This window comes from Hymenobacter actinosclerus (assembly GCF_900111515.1).
In the GTDB taxonomy this organism is placed as follows: Bacteria; Bacteroidota; Bacteroidia; order Cytophagales; family Hymenobacteraceae; genus Hymenobacter; species Hymenobacter actinosclerus.
Genome location: NZ_FOHS01000002.1, coordinates 118,365 through 138,410, shown reverse-complemented (window position 1 = coordinate 138,410; position 20,046 = coordinate 118,365). Strand labels below are relative to the sequence as shown.

12 protein-coding genes are annotated in these 20,046 nt (G+C 65.5%); 6 read left to right on the top strand and 6 right to left on the bottom strand.

Going from position 1 to position 20,046, the window contains the following annotated elements; genetic code table 11:
* Positions 1-83: 83 nt before the first annotated feature.
* A complete protein-coding gene (locus tag BMY67_RS06945) occupies positions 84-6,449 on the bottom strand; it encodes a carboxypeptidase-like regulatory domain-containing protein (RefSeq protein ID WP_143069724.1) in 6,366 nt (2,121 codons plus the stop codon).
* Positions 6,450-6,808: 359 nt separating this feature from the next.
* On the opposite strand from BMY67_RS06945, the gene BMY67_RS06940 reads away from it, so the two are divergent.
* Positions 6,809-7,093, top strand: coding sequence for a hypothetical protein (locus BMY67_RS06940; protein WP_092769887.1), 285 nt, complete (start codon positions 6,809-6,811; stop codon positions 7,091-7,093).
* Between the two features lie 321 nt (positions 7,094-7,414).
* Positions 7,415-8,008 (top strand): TMEM175 family protein, encoded by a 594-nt coding sequence (locus BMY67_RS06935; RefSeq protein ID WP_092769885.1) that lies wholly within the window; start codon positions 7,415-7,417, stop codon positions 8,006-8,008.
* Positions 8,009-8,026: 18 nt separating this feature from the next.
* Here BMY67_RS06935 and BMY67_RS06930 read toward each other — a convergent pair whose 3' ends face one another.
* Positions 8,027-10,069 (bottom strand): OmpA family protein, encoded by a 2,043-nt coding sequence (locus tag BMY67_RS06930; RefSeq protein WP_092769883.1) that lies wholly within the window; start codon positions 10,067-10,069, stop codon positions 8,027-8,029.
* A 207-nt stretch (positions 10,070-10,276) separates the two neighbouring features.
* On the opposite strand from BMY67_RS06930, the gene BMY67_RS06925 reads away from it, so the two are divergent.
* On the top strand, positions 10,277-10,837 hold the full coding sequence (locus tag BMY67_RS06925; RefSeq protein WP_143069723.1) for a hypothetical protein: 561 nt from the start codon (positions 10,277-10,279) through the stop codon (positions 10,835-10,837).
* Positions 10,838-10,921: 84 nt separating this feature from the next.
* Here BMY67_RS06925 and BMY67_RS06920 read toward each other — a convergent pair whose 3' ends face one another.
* Positions 10,922-11,434 (bottom strand): NUDIX domain-containing protein, encoded by a 513-nt coding sequence (locus tag BMY67_RS06920; protein ID WP_092769879.1) that lies wholly within the window; start codon positions 11,432-11,434, stop codon positions 10,922-10,924.
* 213 nt (positions 11,435-11,647) lie between these two features.
* Between BMY67_RS06920 and BMY67_RS06915 the strand changes: the two genes are divergently transcribed.
* Both BMY67_RS06915 and BMY67_RS06910 read left to right on the top strand, forming a co-directional pair.
* Complete coding sequence (locus tag BMY67_RS06915) at positions 11,648-13,072, top strand: DEAD/DEAH box helicase (protein WP_092769877.1); 1,425 nt, start codon at positions 11,648-11,650, stop codon at positions 13,070-13,072.
* Positions 13,073-13,293: 221 nt separating this feature from the next.
* Entirely contained in the window at positions 13,294-13,776 is a 483-nt protein-coding gene (locus tag BMY67_RS06910; protein WP_092769875.1) for a hypothetical protein, read from the top strand.
* Positions 13,777-13,869: 93 nt separating this feature from the next.
* Here BMY67_RS06910 and BMY67_RS19295 read toward each other — a convergent pair whose 3' ends face one another.
* From BMY67_RS19295 to BMY67_RS06900, 3 genes are all read right to left on the bottom strand, one after another.
* The gene (locus BMY67_RS19295; RefSeq protein ID WP_177189731.1) at positions 13,870-14,040 is read right to left on the bottom strand and encodes a hypothetical protein; all 171 of its coding nucleotides are present in this window, start codon (positions 14,038-14,040) and stop codon (positions 13,870-13,872) included.
* 913 nt (positions 14,041-14,953) lie between these two features.
* Positions 14,954-15,565, bottom strand: a complete 612-nt coding sequence (locus tag BMY67_RS06905) for a helix-turn-helix domain-containing protein (RefSeq protein WP_092769873.1) — start codon at positions 15,563-15,565, stop codon at positions 14,954-14,956.
* Positions 15,566-16,006: 441 nt separating this feature from the next.
* Positions 16,007-17,782, bottom strand: coding sequence for a L,D-transpeptidase family protein (locus BMY67_RS06900; protein ID WP_092769871.1), 1,776 nt, complete (start codon positions 17,780-17,782; stop codon positions 16,007-16,009).
* Between the two features lie 332 nt (positions 17,783-18,114).
* Between BMY67_RS06900 and BMY67_RS06895 the strand changes: the two genes are divergently transcribed.
* Positions 18,115-19,941 carry a M1 family metallopeptidase gene (locus tag BMY67_RS06895; protein ID WP_092769869.1) on the top strand — a complete coding sequence of 609 codons (1,827 nt, stop codon included), beginning with the start codon at positions 18,115-18,117 and terminating at the stop codon, positions 19,939-19,941.
* The last annotated feature ends 105 nt before the right edge of the window (positions 19,942-20,046 follow it).

Here is a 20,046-nt window from a genome sequence, read left to right as displayed (position 1 = left end):
GGCGGCATGCCCGGTGCAGACCGTTTTGCCGGGGCTTTTCCCAATGCGGCAGAAGGCCCCAACCAAGTCGTTCTACGCTTCCCCTACTCCACCACGGCCTGCTTGCTGGCGGCGCGGCCGAAGCGGGTGGGAAAGTACATCAGCTCAGCTTTAGCAGGGTTGAGGGTGTAGCGGCCCCGGTAACGGGGCTGCAGGGCCACCCGGAACACGTGGCGGCCGGCTGGCAGCTCATCTACAAAGATGCCTACCTGGTGGCGCAGGTACTCGCGGTGCACCTCGAAGGCGTTGCCGGGCGCTTTATCGGGGGCGTAGGAGCAGCCGGCCGGAATGGGCACTTCGAGCAACACGTAGTGGGCCTCGGCGGGCACGTCCACGATTACTTCCAGCTCAGCGGGCTGGCCGGCCTTCAGCACTACCCGGCTCCCCTCCTGCCCGGCCAGCCGGGTGCGCACCTTAAAGGGCGTAGCCACGGCGGCGGGCGCGGGGTTCCAGCGGGTTTGGTAGGCCGTGGCGTACACCGGCAGCCCGCCCTGCTTGCGCAGCACCAGCGGCCCCGCCCCGGCCGGCAGCACGGCCTCAAACGGAAACTCGCTCACCTGCTGATTAAGGCCGCCGCTGAGCTGGGCGCGGGCTACCAGGCCCCCGCTGGCCGGCCCGGTCAGGTCGGGGCCGATGGTGGCCAGAATCTGGCCGGCCTCGTAGGTGCTGGCCCAGTGGCCGCTGGGGCCGCGCTGCTGCAGCAAAAAGGCCCGGATGCGCGCCAGCTCCCGGCCCGCCAGCGGCCCGCCCCGGGCCCGCAGCAGGCGGTAGGCCAGCAGCGTGGTGCCCAGGCGCTCGGGCAGCAGGTAGCGGTAGTAGGTGCTGGCCCGCAGCGTATCGGCATAAAACACGCTGCCCAGCGCCGTGCCCTGACGGTAGCGGCGCAACGAATCGAGGGTGTAGGGCAGCCCCAATTGCTGGCGCAGCTCCAGCAGGGCCAGCTGCTGGTCGAGGGCCCGGCGGCCCGGCTCCCGCTCCAGCCGGTTGAGCAGGGCGGCAAAATCGGGTGCGGAGCTGCCCAGGGAGCCGTCAGTTAAGCCACTAATTGTGGCGCCAGTTTTGCTGCTGACCGGACCGCTGAGGTGGCGCAGCAGCTGAAGCAGCCGCAGCCGGTCGTCGGGGGTGTGGAAGGGGGCGCTGGCCGTTGGGAAGTTGCGCGCCGGGGCGGCGGTAGCGGCAGTCAGGGCGCGGCGGACGGCGGCATCGGCGAAGGCGTTATCCAGCTCGCGCAGCAGGTACTGGCGTAGGATTTCCTTGTCAAGAGCCACTTTGTAGCCCTGCTGCTCGGCTTCGAGCAACGCTTCGAGTACATGCAGCGAGGCCCAGGCGCTGGCCGGCGCGGTGGCCCAGGTACCCCAGAGCGGCTGCGCGGTTGGCCGGCCCCGCAGCAGCAGCCGCACGAGCCGGTTGATATCGGCGGTACCGGCGAAGGGCTGGCCGGGGCGCAGCACGGCCCGCAGGCGCTGCTCCAGCAGCAGCCCGCGCAGCTTGGAGGCCAGCTGCTCGTTGCAGAGGTAGGCGTAGTTCTGGAGGTGGCGGATTTCGGCCAGCACCACCGGCACCGGGTCGCTTTCCAGCCGCAGCGTCACGGGACCCAGCTCGGGGCGCACGGGCAGCGTGAGGGTGGTATCGGCGGCCGTGAGCACCACGAAAGTGCCCACCCGCTCACGGGTGCCCACCGGCAGCACCGGCAGCCGGCGCAGCTCCCCGTCGGCGTACCCATCGGCCCGGCGCAGACTGTAGCGCACGGCCACCGAATCGGCATCGGCGGGGGCCAGGAAGCTGAGCGTGTCGAGCACGGCGGTGGCCACGCGGTGGCGCAGGGTGCGCTCGGGGCCGGTGCCCACCTGGAACGTGGTGCTTACCTGGGCCGTGTCGGGCAGGTAGTTGAGGATTTTGCCGATAACCTGGGGGCGGTCGTTCTGAAGCAGGAAGCGCGGGGCCGCCAGCGTGGCGGCCAGGGCCTTGAACGAGCGCAGCCGCTGCGTGAAGGAACCCGTGCGGGCGTGGTCGTCGGAAGCCAGCACGAAGGTATCCCAGCCGGTGAGGTCGTCGGGCACGATAACTTCGGTGCGGGCCCGGCCCTGCTGGTCGGTAACGAGCGTGGGCCGCCACCAGCCCACATCGGAGAAACGGCGGCGCAGCGCCAGGCGCGGGTCGCGGCCGGGAGCCGAAGCCAAGTCGTCGGCCAGGCCCGCGGGACCCGCCAGGCCGGCCGGGCCGGTGGCCCGGCCATTCACCCGGCCGTTTTTAGTGGTGATGATAAGCACCCCACTCGCGGCCCGCGAGCCGTATATGGCTGCGGCCGATTCAGGTTTCAACACTTCTGTCGTGAGAACATCATCCGGGTTCAGGTCAGCCAGTGAACCGCTGTAGGGTAAGCCATCCACGATAATAAGAGGTGGTTTGCCGGAGGTGATGCTCGGGGTTCCGCGCAGCGTGATGCGGGCGCTGCCGGGTTGTCCTTCTATAACAACGCCAGCCAGACGGCCTTGCAGGGCAGTTTCCACGGTACTTACGGAGCCCGTCAGCGACGAGCGGCGGGACATTCCAAAACCAGCAACCACCACTTCGCTGAGCTGCTTGCTGTCGGTAGTAAGTTCCACCAGCACATCCGTCCCGTTCACCGGCCGCTCCAACGATACGAAGCCAATCGAGGAGTAGACCAGCACCCCGCCCGGCGGCACGGGCAGCACGTAGCTGCCATCCGAATTCGTGCTTACGCCCACGGTCGTACCCTTCACGAGCACCGTTACGCCGGGCAGTCCCTCGCCGGTGGCGCGTTCGATTACCCGGCCGCGCACCTGCTGCCAGCCGGCGGGCGTCATCAGCATTGGCACTACGGGAATTTCGCGGCGGGCAGTGGCCGAATCGAGTTGCGTGGGCGGGCCGGGCTGGTAGCGGTGGGCAGCTATTTGCTCGCGGAAAAGCTGCCGCCAACGGCGGGCGGCGGCTTCGGGCAGGGGCTGCTGGTCCAGCGAATCGAGCTGCAGGTAGGTGGTGCCGCCGGCCCGTACCTGCATGGGCCGGCGGGGGGCCAGCACCGAGCTATCAGCCCGCAGCAGGGCCAGCTGGTAGCGGCCGGGCGGCAGGGCGTGCAGGGGCTGGGGCAGGTAGCGCAGCAGCCGGCGAAACGCAGGCTGGCCGAACTGATTGGGCTGATTAGGTTGGGTAAGCAGGGTATAGAGTACCGGCGGCCCGCTGGCATTACCGGGGCCGTACTGGCTATTCAGGCCCGTTAAGTAGCCGGCCCGACTGCCCGCACCAGCAGCGCCGGGGGCCGCCGCCCGCACTACCAGCCGGCCCTGGCCGGGGGGCGTTTTAGTGGGCGTATCGAGCACCGGTTCGGGCGGGGCGGGGCGGTAGTAGCCAGTAGCGGCCGAGGGCTGCAGGTCGGCTTCGGTCAGGGCGAAATCGGCCAGCGGCAGGCGGCCCGCGAAGCTTACCGACTGGCGCAGGTCGCCATACTCGCCGCCGCCGCTGCTCAGGCTCTTCATCTTCAGCAGGCCCGCGCCGAAGGTATAGCGGTAGCCCGGCTCAAACAAAAACCGCTGCCGCAACCCATCCGAAGCCCGGCGCAGCAGCACCGAATCGGGCCGGAAGGGGCCGGCCAGGCAGGTTAGCTGGTGGCGGTTGTAGTCGTATTGATTCTCCAACTGAATACGCAACGTATTCCGGCCGGGCAGTGCGGGGCGGCCCGCACCGAGCACCTGCAGGCGGTTGCCCTGGCGCAGGCGCAGCTGGTCGAGGGGCGCGGCCCGGTCGATAAGGGCCAGGTAGCGCTGCAAATCGGCCTGCTCGGCCCCCGCCAGCGGCCCGCGTCGCTCCACTCTCAGGTCGGGGCGAGCGTGGTTGGGGTCGATGCTGAGCGTGAGCTTGTGCAGGTGGCGCAGCCGCACGTCGCGCAGCGTTAGCAGGCGGTCGGGCGTGCGGATGGCCACCACGTGCCGGCCGGTGTCGGCCACCAGCGCGAAGGGCTCGTCGCCGTTCACGCGGGCCACGAAAACCGGCACCCCATCCACGTACACCGCCACGGTGGGCTGCACCCGCCCCGAATCGACCACGAACGGGGCCAACTGGGTGAGGCCGCCGGGGGCCAACTGGTACTCGGCGAACGTGCCGCCAGCGGGGTACAGAAACTGGTAAAACCGCAGCGAATCGAGCCCCAGCCGCTGCCGCCATGCGCCCCAGGCCAGGGGCCGGCGGGCCGGCTGCCAGGGCTCGTTGGCCAGGCCCGCCGCCAGCCCAAACCGCCGCCGCGACACCCTGCCCACTACCTGGGGCGTGAAATCGGGCAGCCCGGGGGCCGCCGGGGCCGCAAACTGGCTGGTGTAGGCGTAGGCCGTGAGGTCGGCGGCGGGCACGGGGCGGCCGGCCTCGTCGCGCACGGTGTAGGAGAGCATAATCTTCTGGCCCGGATACACCACCTCGGGCTGCTCGGCCTCAATAGAGAGCCGGCGGCCGGGCGGGGCCACGTGGTACTCGGCCGTGCGCAGTTGGCCGCCCCAGAAATAATGCACCGACACGTACCAGGTATCGGCCGCCGCCGCGGGCCGCCGCCGGGTCAGCGCCGAATCGTAGCCGCGCTCCACCAAACGGCTGCCCCGGTACAGGTAGTACCAGAACCGCAGCCGGCGCGGGTTGTCCACGCCCAGCACCAGCGAATCGGCCGTGCGCTCCGAGGTCAGCTGCAGCCCGGCGTTGCCGGCGTCCAAATCGAGGCTGGTTTCCAGCCCGCCCCCCGCCCGCAGCCGGTAGCGGCTCACGGCGGGGTCGAGGGGCCGGGCCAGGGGCAGCTGCACGGTTTCGGTGTTGATTACCGGGCCCTGTTCGGGCGTGGGGCGGGTGGTTTCGAGCACGGCCGGACGGGGGCGGCCCTGCCCGGCCACCGCGTAGCCGGCCCGCAGCGAATCCTGGCGCAGGGCTAGGGTGAGCTGGCCGGTTTGCCGCGGCTGGTAGCTGACGGTGGCTTTTTCGAGGTGGCGCTCCTGGTCGGCATTGAGAAATTCGGCCTCGATTTGATAAGTCAGCTCGGCGGCGGGCAGCATCGAATCGGGCAGGGCCACGCGGGTTTCGCCGGCCGCGTCCAGGTGCTGGGCGTGGGTCCAGAGGGTGTCGGGCACAAACACGGCCGGGGCCGCCAGCCGGCCCACGGCCAGCGGCAGCACCCGCAGGCGCACCCGGGCATCGAGCAGGTTGAGGTCGTTGGCATCCTGGCCCCGCAAAAACACGGCCTGGGGCTCTCCTGCTGATTGCGTGGTTTGCAGCGGGCGCAGGCTGTAGTGGGTGGCGCTCAGCTCATAGTCTTCGAGCCGAAAGCTGCCCTCGGCCAGCCCGGGGCCCTCGGGGCCGGAGCCCACGGGCCGCAAACTCAGCTGCACCTGCTGGTCGGGGCGCAGGTTAAGCGTGTCGGGTAGCGGCAGGGTGAACTCGTAGGAGCCGGGCCGCACGGGCCGCAGCCGGGCCAGGCGGCGGGGCTGGCGCTGCTGGCTGTCGCTCAGCCACAGCTCCAGCGGGCGGCGGTAGGGCCGGCCCCGGCGACTCAGCACCCGGGCCTTGAGGCGGAGCGTATCGGCGGCGGGGCGGTAGCGGGGCTTGCTGAGCACGAGGTAGGCGCGCCACCTGGCGGCCTCCTTCTGGGCCCGCTTTTCGGCCCGCCGGTCCTGGCGGTCCTCGCGCACATCGGGATTAAAAACGGAGCGCAGCAGCCCTACAGGGCCGGTATCGACCTCGGAAGCGTAGCGCAGCTCACGTACCAGATTACGCACCGGCCGCCCCAGATAGCCCAGCGGGAACCCGTATAGTACCCGTTGGTAGGCCCCGCGCCAGCTCAGGCCCTGCCCACCCCGGCGGCGCCTCGGCAACCGCTGCTCCAGCATGTGGTAAGTGGTGCGCCCCCCGATTTCCACGGCCAGCAGCCCGGCTCGACTGGCGCGCCCGGCCAGCCGGTAGGTTTGGGTGGCCGCATCGAAGGGCACCCGGCGGCCGTGGGGCAGCCTGAGGCGGGCCTGGGGCAGCAGCCGGCCCAGCGAGTCGCGCAGCACCAGACTCAAATCCTGCTGGTTGTCGAGCACCGTAAGCTGGCGGCCGGTGCGGCTGAAGAGCCAGTACACCAGCTCCGGCCCCTCGGCCCGCGCCACCAGGTAGTAGCCCGGCGGCCGGCCCGCCAGCCGCCGGGGCCCCAGGCTGTCGGCCTGGCCCGTCGGGAACGAATCGACGGGCTGGGCGAAAAAATCGGGCCGAGCGGCCCCCAGGCCGTGCTCGTAGAGGCGGCGGGTCTGGGCATCGGTGAGGCGGAACACCTTGGTCAGGTAGCTCTGCTGGCGGGCGCGGGCCAGCGGGGGCTGGGCCCACGTGGGGCCGGCGAACAAAACCAATAGCAGCAGTAGCAGCGGTAAGCGTGGTTGCATAGGCGGGAGCGGGGCGGTAAAACAAGGTCGGCCCCTGCTCTACTGATGCCCCGGCCCGGCAAATTCCACATGCCGGCCGACAATTTCACTTCTCAGAATTGATTTTTATGGCCGTATCTGCGCTGGTAGCGCTTTCCTGCAGTAAAGGGCCATATTCCGGCCGGTTGGATGAATCAACCGCCCCCTGTCTGCCGTACTTCCACTCCGCACTGGCCGGCAGCAACCGGGGGGCGCCTGCTTTGCGGCCCCCGCCGGGGAACTAAAATCTGCTTTTTGCCGCAGGATTTCATTTTTGGCTGAATACTTGCCAACACCCTCCTTACCTTCGTGTGGCTTTTGCGGCTTTACCTTTTACTCATATGACGCGTTTTCTTCTCTTCTTCATGCTGCTGGTGATGGGCCTGGCCGACATCAGCCCGGCGCTGGCCGCCCCTCCCGGCCCGGCCGCCCGCGCCAAAATGCGCGGCAAAGTGTACGTGCACCGGCCCAATTACCGCACCTATAAAGGCGGCGGCCGCAAAGCCCGCATGAAACGTACCGTCCGGTACCGGCAGCGCTGGTTCCAGTTCTGGCGCAAGCGCAAGAAAACCGAGCAGCGCGCCCCGCGCCGCTCCCGCAACACCACTATTGGCAACAGCCAATAGCCCCAGGCGGCGGTTGCCCGTAGCCCTGTCAAAGCAGTCCTTCCCTCTTCAGCGGGGGAAGGACTGCTTTTTTTCGGGCTGTTCCGACCGCATCCGGCTTGCGGTTTGCCGGCTCTTCATCGGCATGCCTTACGGGCACGGTTGTGCTTGGTACTGCCGCCGCAACGGTACCAGCGGCTACTCAGCAGCTCGGCGGCCCGACTACCCACACAGGCACCGCACCGGCAGTAGGGCGGCGCGGTGGGGTGAGAAATCCTTGTGTTCTGCCAGAATCTGCTTTCCTTTCTAACTTCCCGACTCCAAAACCGGCTAACTGCTTTTATGACCAAAGGACGACTCGAAGCTTTCAGTGATGGCGTACTGGCCATCATCATCACGATCATGGTGCTGGAAATCAAGGTGCCGCACGGCACCGACTGGACGGCGCTGCGGCCCCTGCTGCCCGTGTTTCTGAGCTACGTGCTGAGCTTCGTGTACGTGGGCATCTACTGGAACAACCACCACCTGATGCTGGGTAGCGCCCACCACATCAGTGGCAGCGTGCTGTGGGCTAACTCGCACCTACTGTTCTGGCTCTCGCTGATTCCTTTTTCTACGGGCTGGATGGGCGAAAACAACTTTGCCCCGCTGCCCATGGCCATTTACGGCTTCGTGCTGCTGATGGCGGCGCTGGCATATTTCCTGCTGAAAACCACTCTCATCCGGGCCCAGGGGCCCGATTCGCGGCTGGCCCGCGCCCTGGGCTCCGACTGGAAGGGCAAAATCTCGCCCCTGCTCTACGCGCTGGGCATTGCGGCCAGCTTCTGGCATGTGGAGGTGGCAGGGCTGATTTACGTGGCGGTGGCGCTGCTCTGGCTGGTGCCCGATCCGCGCATCGGGCGCAGCCTGGCGCAAGAAGGCACTACCGAGGTCTGACCGCCAGCCACCACCCCCCTACCGCAGCCCTGTCACCCGGAACTCGACGCGGCGGTTGAGGCGGCGGGTGTTTTCCTGGGCGTTGCTGGCCTTGGGCTCGCTGCCCCCCAGGCCCACGCCGCTGATGCGTTCCGGGGCCACGCCGCGCTTTACCAGGTAGGCCTTCACGGCGGCCACCCGGCGCTGGCTTAGCTCCACATTTTTCTGCGGGTCGCCCACGTTGTCGGTGTGGCCGCGCAGCTCAATGGTGAGGCCGGGCGAAGAGGTGAGCAGGGCGGCCAGCGTATCGAGGGCCGGAAACGAGGTGGTGAGCAGCTCGCCCTGGCCGCGGGCGAACTGCACGTTTTCCAGCTCCAGCGTGGCGCCCACGCCCAGGGGCCGCAGCAGCACATCCTGGGCGTAGGGGCCGGTGGCGGCGGCAAACGTGGTGTCGAGCGGCACGTAGCCGGGCAGGCGCAGCTGGGCGGCGTAGAGGTTGCTGGGGCGGGCCGGAAAGCTGAACGCGCCGCCGGCCGTGAGGGCCAGGGCCGTATCGGCGCGGGCCGAAACCGTAACCGGGCGCAGGCGCAGGCCAGCACGGGGCAGCGGCTGCAGCGTCACGGCATCGAGCACCCGGCCCCGCCACGGCGCCCGCACCGGCGCGGGGCTCAGCGGCTCGTCGGCAGCCTTACGAAACAGGTTGCAGCCGGCCAGGTCGGTGTACACGCCCCGGCGGATGCGGGCCACCACCTTGCTGTCCATATCGATCTGGTAAATAGCCTTGGGCCCGGCCAGAAACAGCCGGCGGTTGCCAAACTCGTCGTTCTGCAGCAGAATGCCGCTGTAGCCGCCACGCTCGGGCAGCCCATCGAGGGGCTGAATGTCGGGGGCGGGCTGGCGGCTATCCACGTTGATGCGCAGCAGCGAGCCGTCGGTGCTGTACACCTGGTAGATGGTGCGGCGGGCGTCGAAGCAGAAGTTGGCGTGGGTGCCGGCCCCGGCAAAGCCCAGGGCTTTGAAGTAGCTGGCCCGCCGCAGCGGGTCCTGGCTCCAGACGGTGCTGACCTGGCCGCTGGCCGGCTGCACGCGCACCAGCAGGTTGCCGTCGGAAGTGCTGAAGTACAGGTCTCCCCGGTCGTCGGTGCCACCCGAAATCCAGACGCCGCCGGGGCCCTGGGCCGGCAGCCGCCAGCTGGTATACTCGCCCCGGCGGGTGGCCGGGTTGTAGCGGTACACGAGCTCGGGGGTGTTGGTGGGCGACTTGCTCACGGCGTACAGGCAGTTATCGAAGCCTTTGGCTAGGGCATACGACTGAAACGGCAGCACCCGCCGGTGGATGATGGGCGGCTGGGCCGGGTCGAGGCTAGAAAACTCGTGAATCGTGCGGCAGTCGTCTTCCCAGATGTCGTTGGTGTAGCGCAGGGCCGCAATGCCGTAGAACTTATCGTCGCAGCCCTGGGGCGGCGGCGGCGGCGGGCGGCGGCTGGGCGGACCGGGGCTCACGAGCCGCAACGAGGCCAGCAGCTGCTGGGCGGCGGCGCGGTAGGGGTCGGGGCCGTCGGGGCCCCGGTATTCGAGGCGGTACTCGTAGCCTTCGCGCCAGAGCCGGCGGCCCAGCACCCGCGTCCGCCGGGGCCCACTTCCGGTAACGCGAGCCGAATCGTCGAAGGCATAGTCGTAGCGCAGCTCCTGGAAACGGTCTTCGTCGCGCTCTTCGAGGCGGTACACCCGGGCGCGGGGCCGCCCGGCCGTTACGTAGCGCCACACCGAGTCGAGCTGGCCGGCCTGCAGCAGGTTGAGGCCCTTGCGCTCGTCGGGCAGCGGGTGCAGGCTGATGGTGGCCGTGGCGGGCGTGGTTTCCCAGTCGGGCCCCACGTAGAACGTGGTGCGGTGGTTTTCGCCGGGCATCACCTGCCAGCCCGCCGGGTAGCCGAGCTGGTAGCCGCCGCGGGCATCGGTATAGACCTGGCCGGCGGTGCTGCCCTGGGCCCGGGCGCTATCGGGCGCGGCCGCGGCCAGCAGCAGTAGTAGTAGTGGCAGCAGCCAAATCTTTTCCCAAGCCGAATGTGCGAACCACGTCATTGCCTCAAAAATAGGCAGCCCGGCCGGATGTTGCCGGCGCCGGCCCGGTGCAGGCCGCCGGGCGCGGCGGCGGGTGCGGACTGGTGGCGCCAGGAGCCACTGCGGCTAGCCCTGGCCGCCAAAATAAGGCCCGCCCGGCAGCAGGTTTATTGCTTACCTTTACGGCCTTGCCCGCGGCAAAATACCTGCCGCCCCAGCTTTACCCATATGAAAAAAACGCTTCTCCTTTCCTTATTGCTGACCAGTACGCTGGCGGCTTCGGCGCAGTACATGGCCGGCAAGCCCCGCAAGAAATACACCTTTCCTAAGAAAGACGACGAAAGCACCTACGTGCTCAACGTAACCAAGAACACCGACGAAGAGGCCGAGGTAGATGCCTGCGTAACCCGCGTGGCCTACCTGCCCTACGCCGATCTGCTGGCCCAGATCAATGAGCTGAAGCGCATCAACAGCTGGGCCGATACCACCTACCAGCGCCGCCTGACCCAGTTGCCGGCCGGCGGCCAGCTTACGGTAACAATGTACCGGCGCGGAGCCAAGAACGCCGACCCCAGCTACCTGAGCCTGCTGGCCAAAAACAAGGCCGGCCAGGAGCTGCTTAACCTGCCCGAGCTGCCCGCCGGCCAGGGCCGCTTCTGGAACCGCGACCTGTACATGAGCAAGCGTGTTATCCCATTTGTTAAAGTTGAGGGGGAGCAGGATGTATCCCTGACTATCAACGATGCCAAGACCCGCCAGAACTTCGAATACATCATCAAAGCCCAGTAACTGATTACCGTATAGCCCAAATGTATAAAGCCCGTAACTCCAGGAATTACGGGCTTTATACATTTGGACTATACGGTAATCAACCTATTTCCGCAGCCGGGCCCACTGCACGGCAATGATGGTTTTAGCGTCTTCAAACTCGGCCGAGAATAATTCATCGGCGGAGAATTGCACTTCCTCTATCCGTTCGTTTTCCGAAGCCAGCCCCCCGCCGGGCCCCGACTGCTGGCTGACTTCGGCATAGAAAACGGTGATGACTTCGGCGCTGTTGCCGGGCGAGGGGAAGATGCGCGCAATCTGCTCCAGGTGGTCTACGTCGTAGCCCAGTTCCTCCTGAATCTCGCGGCGAATGGCCGTGGCCGGCTCCTCGCCCCCGTCAACCATTCCGGCGGCCAGCTCTACCAGTTCTTTATCGGGCCCGATGCGGTATTGCCGGGCCAGCAGATACGCCCCGCTGCCAGTATGGCGCACCAGTGCGGCCACGGCCGTGCCCGGCTCGAACCGCTCCCGCTTAAGTACCTTATCTCCGTCCTGAACGCGTAATTGGCTGAGCTTGTAGTGGCCATCGTAGGCGGTCTGCTGGTCGATGATATGCATGAATTGCGCTAAATCAAAGGGTTAAGAAAAGGTGGCCGGTTATTTGCGACGAGCTGGCGCAGCGGCCGGACGTCCTGTGCCGCGCCGGCTCGCCTACCAAAGGCCCATTATACGCCTTTATCGGCGCTGTAAGTTAAAAAGCCCGACCTTTGCCGGCGGATATATTCCCTTAGTCATTTTCGCCGCCGCGTGGCGGCTGCTTTTTTTTCCTAGATGTCGTTCGACGAACTCAACCTGATTGAGCCCATCCTCCGTGCCCTGCACGAGGAAGGCTACACTACCCCTACCCCTATTCAGCAGCAGGCCATCCCGCAGGTGCTGGAAGGCCACGATTTGCTGGGCATCGCCCAGACCGGTACCGGCAAAACGGCCGCGTTTACCGTGCCCATTCTTCAGATTCTGCACCAGACGGCCCAGGTAGAGCGCCACGCGCCCGGCCGTATCCGCTGTCTGGTTCTTACGCCTACCCGCGAGCTGGCCATCCAGATCGGGGAAAGCTTTAAATCGTACGGCCGGCATCTGCCCAAGCTGCGCTCCACCGTTATTTTCGGTGGCGTGGGCCAGCATCCGCAGGTCCAGACCCTCAAGCGGGGTGTGGAGGTACTGATTGCCACGCCCGGCCGCCTGCTCGACCTGATGAGCCAGGGTTTCGTTGATCTGCGCCAGGTAGAGGTGTTCGTGCTCGATGAAGCCGACCGCATGCTCGACATGGGCTTCATCCACGATATCAAGCGCATCCTGCCCAAGCTGCCCACCAGCCGCCAGACGCTGTTCTTCTCGGCCACCATGCCGGGCCAGATTCAGGAGCTGGCCGGCAGCATTCTGCGGCCCAATCCGGTGAAGGTGGCCGTGACGCCCGTATCGAGCACCGCCGAAACCGTTACGCAGGCCGTGTACATGGTCGACAAGAACGACAAGGCCGACCTGCTCGAACATGTGCTCCAGGACAAGAATATCCGCCGGGTGCTGGTGTTTACGCGCACCAAGCACGGGGCCGACAAGGTGGTAAAAACGCTGGCTAAGGCCAACATTCCGGCCGAAGCCATCCACGGCAACAAGTCGCAGAACCACCGCCAGCGCGCCTTGTCCAACTTCAAGGCCGGCTCGACCCGGGTGCTGGTGGCCACCGATATTGCCGCCCGCGGCATTGATGTGGACGAGCTGACCCACGTGATCAACTACGAGATTCCCAACGAGCCCGAAACCTACGTGCACCGCATCGGCCGCACCGGCCGCGCCGGCGCCGACGGCACGGCCCTCTCCTTCTGCGAGGATGAGGAGCGCGCCTACCTGCAGGACATTCAGAAGCTCATCCGCCGGCAGGTGCCGGTGGTGCAGAGCCACCCCTACGCCACGTCGGCGGTGCAGCCCGTGCCCCTGACTGGCGGACCACCCATTAAGCGCCCTAAAGGTCCGGCCGGTCGGCCCGCCCGTCCGGGTCGCGAAGGTGGTCAGCCAGGTGGTGGTGGCCGCGGCCGGGAGGGCCAGCGCCCCGCCGGTGGCGGGGGCCGCGAGGCCAGCCCGCGCAGCCAGACCAGCAGCCAGGCCGGCCGCGGAGAAAGCCAGCGCAACCCCGCCAGCGGCGGCCTGTCGCGCGGCGGCAGCGGCAGCGGTCGGGGCCGCGGCGGCAGCCGGTAGGCACGCTCTGGTTGCCGCCACCCCAGCTTCAGCCAGCCCGGTAGCTTAAGTAGCAGGCGCCCCACTGTTATCCGCCAGGCGGACGGCAGTGGGGCGCTTTGTTTGTGGCTCGGTTAGGCCGGGCCCGGGTGTTTTGTGTGGGCTGCCAGAAACAAAAAGCTGGCAGATAGCTTATTATTACGATTATTAAACGCTCCCAGGACTGTTTTTCTTCTTCGATTATGGCTCAACGCACCCTTCCCGTCATTCAGGCCCTGCGCGATACGGCCCAGCGCCTCGCTACCCAGGCCCCCTACCAGTGGGGCCACATGGGCAGCTGCAACTGCGGCCACCTGGCCCAAACTGTTACCCGGCTCACCAAGGCCGAAATCCATACCCGGGCCATGCAGCGCTACGGCGACTGGGAGCGGCAAATTCAGGATTACTGCCCCACCAGTGGCCTGCCCATCGATGAAACCATCGATGAGATGCTGGCCCTGGGATTCAGCCGCGCCGACCTTACGCACCTGGAGCGCCTCTCCGACCCGACCATCCGGGCGGCTATTGACTTTGAGCGCCGCAACGCGCTGCGCCACAACCAGCGCGACGATGTGGTGCTGTACCTGCGCACCTGGGCCGGGCTGCTGGAGGCCGAACTGCTGGCCACCATTGAACTCCCTAGCCTGACGACACCAACCGCAACGCTGGTAGCGGCCGGGGCATAACCCCTAAGCTGGCACCAGCAGAAGCATAAAAGCCCCGCCGGCAGCTGCCGGCGGGGCTTTTCATTTAACCTGACTTCCGGAGCGGAAGAAGTATTAGTAGTTGACGTTGCTACGCTGCGCCTCGCGGTACTCCTGCGGCCGGTGGCTGCGCTTATAGGCCGCATCGGCGTTGGGGTCTTTTGCCGGGTCGGGGGCCTGGGTGCAGGACGACAGAACAAGGGAAGCGCCAGCGGCGAGCAGAACGAGCAGACGAAGATTTTTCATGTCCCAAAGGTACGCACCAGACCCAAACCGGGCAAATCCATCCTTACCCGCTTTCCGTTTACTATTTAAGGCTTGGCAGGAAGTCGTTGTAACGAATGTAAACAAGCTGCAGTTCCTGCGCCGGGTGTAGCCGGCCAGTGTGGCAGTTTACAATCAGCAACAGGCGCCTTCTTAAAAATGATTGATTCCGCAATGGGTTTTAGTGGCTAACTGCAGTCAACAACCACGTCTTGGCTACTAGCTCCGCCGCCAACCACACCGGCCCGGAAGAAACTTTGCTTCGCTAAGTCCATTAGCGCCGCCGATAAAGTGGTAAGTAGCACTTTGCAGCCCCGGGCACCCGACAAACCTATTAGCAAGCGGAAGCCATGCTACATCGGAATCAGGAAGTAAAAATTGCCCCTTTTAAGATGTAGCTATTGGCATACTCCAGTAGATGGCTGCCAAAACTTACCACCTTCATCTTCAGTTCACACTACCGGTTCCTACAATCTGAATAAAAGCACTTTACACAACCTCAATAAGTGAATCTAGTAAAGATGTTAGCAGATAGTTCATCAGGATATTTCCATGAATTGAGGGTATTTCGCCGGGCAGTGCTGGCCAATAAAATAGAGGTAGTACTACGCCGGCCAACACATACTGGAAACGCCTACTGCCAAATTGCACTACGGCCCTAGTAGCAGTAGCTGGTTTACCACTCCAAGCCAATAAGGCAGCACGCATGAGCAATGCCCGCACGGCCATATACAAGCAGCTTCACTGACGTTTTAACTGGAAATAAGCATCTAGCAGACAACCAGTTCCAGAACTCATTCCGACGCGAAAAGCACTAGTATGGCCACCCGCGATATTACCTCCCGGGTGTGGGCATGGCTATAGCCGGAGCGAATTACAGCGGCTGCTTCAGGCGCTACGCCCCGTTTTCTGGCCGGAAATCGGCGAACGTTCCGTCCTGATAGAAGAGCACGATCCGGCGGATAGTCTTGCCAGGCTCTGCCAGCGCGTAGGCCAGGTCGGCACCGGCCGGTGCCGCCGCAGCCGGGGAAGATACGGGCGCGGCCGCCACACGGGGCTGACTGGCCGGTTTAAGCGGCTCTATGGGCTCCGGGGGGGACGCGGGAGGCGTGGGGGTAGCCACAGGCGCTACGGTGGGCGCTGAGGCAACAACCGCAGCCGGTTCGCTGATAGCCGGCTGGGCCGGGGCCGCTACCGGAGCCGCTGCTGCTGGTGTTACCGCTGTAAGGCTGGCAGAGGTGGCAGGAATGGCCGAAACAGGGGCTACGCCGGCTTTTACTGCCGCGGCGGCTGCCGGACGCTCCAGCATGGGGCCTGCGCCATTCAGCAGCCAGCTAATAGAAAGGTCAGGAAAGGCTGCAATAATCTTCTGCACTACTTCCAGGCTGGGCTTGTTGCGCCCGCTCAGGATATGGCTCATTACGGGCCTGGATACGCCAATAGCATCGGCGAACTGTGAAGCACTAAGCTCCCGCACTTGCAGCAACTCCTGAATTCGGTCGAGCATAAGCAATTTGACTGGTTTACAAATGTAGCCATTTCAGGTAAACCAGAATATTGCCCGCCGAGAGGTCACAAGCTCTTTACACCTGTTAACGCACGTAAAGCGTAGTTTCCTCCTGTAAACAATTATAAACAATAGCGATAAACCGTTAACAACTGTTACCCGTGCAGATTTCTATACTCATCCCTATTGGCGGGCAAGAACCTTGGCAAACTGCGCGCATGAGCAGCGAGTGGAAGCACGCTGGCCCTGCCACGCGGGCGGGCCGCACTTGTTGTTTCCCCTGATGCCTTACCCTAATAGCGTGCCTGGCGGGTGCTAGCTTGCCAATAGCCCTGCTGCTCCTTACCGCCGCAAAAAAGCCCCCACCCTACGCTTATTGCGGGGTGGGGGCTTTGGGTTTGAGGGTGCTTGGCAAGCGGCCCCTGCAGCAGGACCGGCGCGCTAGTTGAAGTACTGCTTGGCCAGGGCCTTGTCGTGGCCGTAGATGTCGTCGCGGAAATGCACCTTGCCGGCGTCATCCACCCAGGTGGTAAAGTAGACCAGGTAAACGGGCAGCTTCTCGGGCAGCGTTACGTACTTCTCTTCGCGGGTGGCAATGGTTTCGTCGATGGTATTGGCATCCCAGCCCGGCTTGTTGCGCAACAGGTACTCGGCCAGCTTAAGCGGCTCGGCCACGCGCACGCAGCCGTGGCTGAAGCCCCGCTTGGTCTGGCTGAAGAGCTGGTCGTTGGGCGTGTCGTGAAGGTAGATATCGTTGGAGTTGGGGAAGATGAACTTCACGTTGCCCAGGTCGTTTTTGGGGCCGGGGCGGCGGCGCAGCGTGTACTTCCAGTCCTTCTGTTGCAGGTTGGCCCAGTCGATGCTGCTGGCGTCGACGGGCGTGGCCTTGGCACCCCAGCCTTTCACCACTTCCATATCGAGGCGGTCGAGGGTACCCTGGGGGTTGGCGGCCAGCTTCGGGCGCAGCTCTTTGTCGATGATGCTGAAGGGCACGTTCCAGTAAGGAGCCAGCACCACGAACTCCACTTTGTCGGAGAAGATGGGCGTAGCGTTTAATTTCTTGCCCACGATAACGGGCATTTTGAACACTTCCTTGTTGTCCTCCACCACGTGCAGGGTGTACTCAGGGATGTTTACCAGCAGGTAGTCGGGCTCGAATTTCTTCGGAATCCAGCGCCAGCGCTCCATGTTCATCATGATCTGCTGGATGCGCTGGCCCAGCGGCACGTTGAGCTCGCGCAGGGTTTCGCCCCCCACTACCCCATCGGGCCTGAGGCCGTTGAGGCTTTGAAACTCCTTCACGGCCGCAAACAGCTCGGCATCGTACTTCTGAGCCGCCGGCGCCGCGGCAGCCGGCTGACCGGGCTTGTTGGATACGGCTACGGCCGGCGTCTCGGCGGCGGCCGGAGCGGCGGCTCCAGGGCCCATGAGGCGGCCGCGCAGGGCGGCTACGGCCGGCGAGCTGGCGCCGGGCTTGAGGCTGGTACCGGCCGGAATAACGGGCCAGCCGCCTTTACGCTCCAGCTCCCGGTACTCGGCCAGCGCTTTTTTCAGCCGGTCGTATTCGGGGTGCAGGGGTTCGAAATCGTAGTAGCCGTAGGTGCTTTCGCGCTCCTTGAGAATGGTCATCAGGGCTTTGTGCAGCTTCACCTTGTTGCGCTTCACATCCCAGTCGATGGACTTAACGGCCCGCGGGTCGACAGTGCCCCGGTAAAAGTCGGAGGCGTAGTTGAAGTACGTGGCCGACAGGGCCACATCAATCTTCTTTTCCAGCGCGTTACGGCGAGTGGTATCCGACTTAGCGGCCTCCAGCTCCTTCAGCAGCGGATCGAAGTTCACGACCTGGTAATCCCTGGGGTTCAGGCCTTCATCGGCGGCCTTGCCGATAACGCCGAGCATGGTTTCGGCCTGGGGCACCAGCTCGTGGTTACGGAACCAGCCCAGCCGAAAGTCGCGGGCCTTATAGAATTTCTTGGCCCAGTCGATCTGCGGCTTAAAGCGGGGCTCAGCCGTCATGTACTGCACAATGTACACGCTGTCGAGCGTGGGCTGGGGGCCAACGGGCTTGCTCAGCGCATCGGGCAGCGCGGCCTGCACACCTTCCTTCACGCGGGCCTGCTGGTCCTGACTGCACGAGGTGGTGGCCGTCAGCACAAACAGGCTCAGCAGCCAGAAGCCGAAGGCGGTGTTAAAAAAAGAACGGGAGAATGGAATCATGAGTAGGGAAATCGGGAAAGAAACAGCGAAACACAAACCACTTTCATGCCAGCAAGGCCGGCCGTCGGGGTTCGGGCTTTCTACTGCGTTTGCAACAGCGGAGTTGCCACTCAGGCGCATCTTTCCCAGTGTCGCAAGTTAGCAGATTTCGTCTGACTCGGGCCGCCGCCGCTGCCGTTGCGGCTGCCGGCGGCATCGATTCTGCCACGGCAGGCGTATCAGTTGCGGGGGCCGGCCACGGCCGGGTCGCACGCCCGCCCGGCGGCCGGCCGGCCCCGCTCCTACTTCAGGTACGCGCTGGTGCGTGCCTTCGATTTTCAACTCCTGAACCTATGCCCGATTCTTCCGGCCCTCTGCCTTCCGGCCCTACCGATCCGCACAGCCACAGCCGCCCCGCCGAAGTCAGCGTCCGGCACCTGGCCCTGCACCTCACCGTTGACTTCGCCACCCAAACGCTGGCCGGCCACGCCACCTGGCAGCTGAACCGGCCCGGTGCCGCGGCCTCCGAGCTGCGGCTCGACTCCCGCGACCTGCTCATCGAACAGGTACTGCTGGGCGAGGCCGACACCGGCACACCCACGGAGTTCGAGCTGGGCCCCGCCGACCCGGTGCTGGGCCAGGCCCTGCGCATTCAGCTCCGCCCCGACACCACGACCGTAACCGTGCGCTACCGCACCGGGCCGGGCGCGGCGGCCCTGCAATGGCTGCGGCCCGAACAGACGGCCGGTACCCAGCCGTTTCTGTTCACGCAGTCGCAGGCTATTCTGGCCCGCACCTGGCTGCCCTGCCAGGATTCGCCGGGTGTGCGCTTCACCTACGAAGCCCAAATTACGGTGCCCGCCCATTTGCTGGCCCTGATGAGCGCCAGCAATCCGCAGCAGCTCAGTGCGAGCGGCCAGTACGAGTTCCGTATGGAGCAGCCCATTCCGGCCTACCTGATGGCGCTGGCCGTGGGCGATTTGCAGTTTGCGCCCCTGAGTGCGCGCACGGGCGTGTACGCCGAGCCGGCCACGCTGCCCGGCGCCGTGGATGAGTTTGCCGACCTGGAGCAGATGGTAGCTGCCGCCGAGGAACTGTACGGCCCCTACCGCTGGCAGCGGTACGATTTGCTGGTGCTGCCCCCTTCCTTCCCGTTTGGGGGCATGGAAAACCCGCGCCTCACCTTCGTCACGCCCACCATTCTGGCCGGCGACCGAAGCCTGACCAGCCTCGTGGCCCACGAGCTGGCTCACTCCTGGAGCGGCAACCTCGTGACCAACGCCACCTGGAATGACTTCTGGCTGAATGAGGGCTTTACCGTGTACTTCGAGCGGCGCATCATGGAGCGCCTCTACGGCCCCTCCTACGCCGCCATGCTCCAGGCCCTGGGCCACGCCGAACTGGGGCAGACGATGGCCGACCTCGGTTCCCAAAGCCCCGACACGCATTTGTACTTAGACCTGGCCGGCCGCGACCCCGACGAGGGCATGAACGATATTGCCTACGAGAAGGGCGACTACTTCCTGCTGACGCTGGAGCAGCTGGTGGGCCGCCCCGCCCTCGACACCTTTATTAAGGAGTACTTCGCCCGCCACGCTTTCCAGAGCATGGATACGGCTTCGTTTCTGGTATACCTGCGCCGCGAGCTGCTCGACCGGCACCCGGGCCTCGAAGCCCGGCTCCGGCCCGAGGAATGGATTTACGGCCCCGGAATTCCGGACAATGCGCCGCCCATCGGCTCGGCGCGGTTTGCGGCCGTGGATGCGGCCGGCCAAAGCTGGCAGGATGGTACCCCCGCCAGCCGCCTGCCCACCGCCGACTGGAGCAGCCACGAATGGGTGCGCTTCCTGCACCACCTGCCCGCCGGCGCCACGGCCGCGCAGCTGGGCGAGCTGGACGCCGCCTTTGGCTTTACCAATTCGGGCAACTCCGAAATGCTGGCGGCCTGGCTGCCGCGCACCATTGCGGCCGGCTATGGCCCGGCCGAGGGGGCCCTGCACGACTTTCTGACGCGCGTGGGCCGGCGCAAGTTTCTCACCCCGCTCTACAAAGCCCTGCTGGCCGCCCCCGCCGATGGCCCCGCCCGGGCCCGCCGGCTCTACGCCGAGGCCCGGCCCAACTACCACGCCGTGGCCACCAGCACCCTCGATGCGCTGCTGGGCCGCCCGGCCGGCGCCTAACGCAGTTTCTTCCGAAAAACCGGACCCTTTTCGGCGCTTTTTTGTTTATTACCCCTTCGCCCCACCACCTTTCGGCGCCTCCGGGCTCCCCGGCCAGGGGGCATA

Bases quoted from the DNA above. Each gene is read 5' to 3' on its own strand.
- BMY67_RS06945 (WP_143069724.1), bottom strand. From the start codon at position 6,449: ATGCAACCACGCTTACCGCTGCTACTGCTGCTATTGGTTTTGTTCGCC.
- BMY67_RS06940 (WP_092769887.1), top strand. From the start codon at position 6,809: ATGACGCGTTTTCTTCTCTTCTTCATGCTGCTGGTGATGGGCCTGGCC.
- BMY67_RS06935 (WP_092769885.1), top strand. From the start codon at position 7,415: ATGACCAAAGGACGACTCGAAGCTTTCAGTGATGGCGTACTGGCCATC.
- BMY67_RS06930 (WP_092769883.1), bottom strand. From the start codon at position 10,069: ATGACGTGGTTCGCACATTCGGCTTGGGAAAAGATTTGGCTGCTGCCA.
- BMY67_RS06925 (WP_143069723.1), top strand. From the start codon at position 10,277: ATGAAAAAAACGCTTCTCCTTTCCTTATTGCTGACCAGTACGCTGGCG.
- BMY67_RS06920 (WP_092769879.1), bottom strand. From the start codon at position 11,434: ATGCATATCATCGACCAGCAGACCGCCTACGATGGCCACTACAAGCTC.
- BMY67_RS06915 (WP_092769877.1), top strand. From the start codon at position 11,648: ATGTCGTTCGACGAACTCAACCTGATTGAGCCCATCCTCCGTGCCCTG.
- BMY67_RS06910 (WP_092769875.1), top strand. From the start codon at position 13,294: ATGGCTCAACGCACCCTTCCCGTCATTCAGGCCCTGCGCGATACGGCC.
- BMY67_RS19295 (WP_177189731.1), bottom strand. From the start codon at position 14,040: ATGAAAAATCTTCGTCTGCTCGTTCTGCTCGCCGCTGGCGCTTCCCTT.
- BMY67_RS06905 (WP_092769873.1), bottom strand. From the start codon at position 15,565: ATGCTCGACCGAATTCAGGAGTTGCTGCAAGTGCGGGAGCTTAGTGCT.
- BMY67_RS06900 (WP_092769871.1), bottom strand. From the start codon at position 17,782: ATGATTCCATTCTCCCGTTCTTTTTTTAACACCGCCTTCGGCTTCTGG.
- BMY67_RS06895 (WP_092769869.1), top strand. From the start codon at position 18,115: ATGCCCGATTCTTCCGGCCCTCTGCCTTCCGGCCCTACCGATCCGCAC.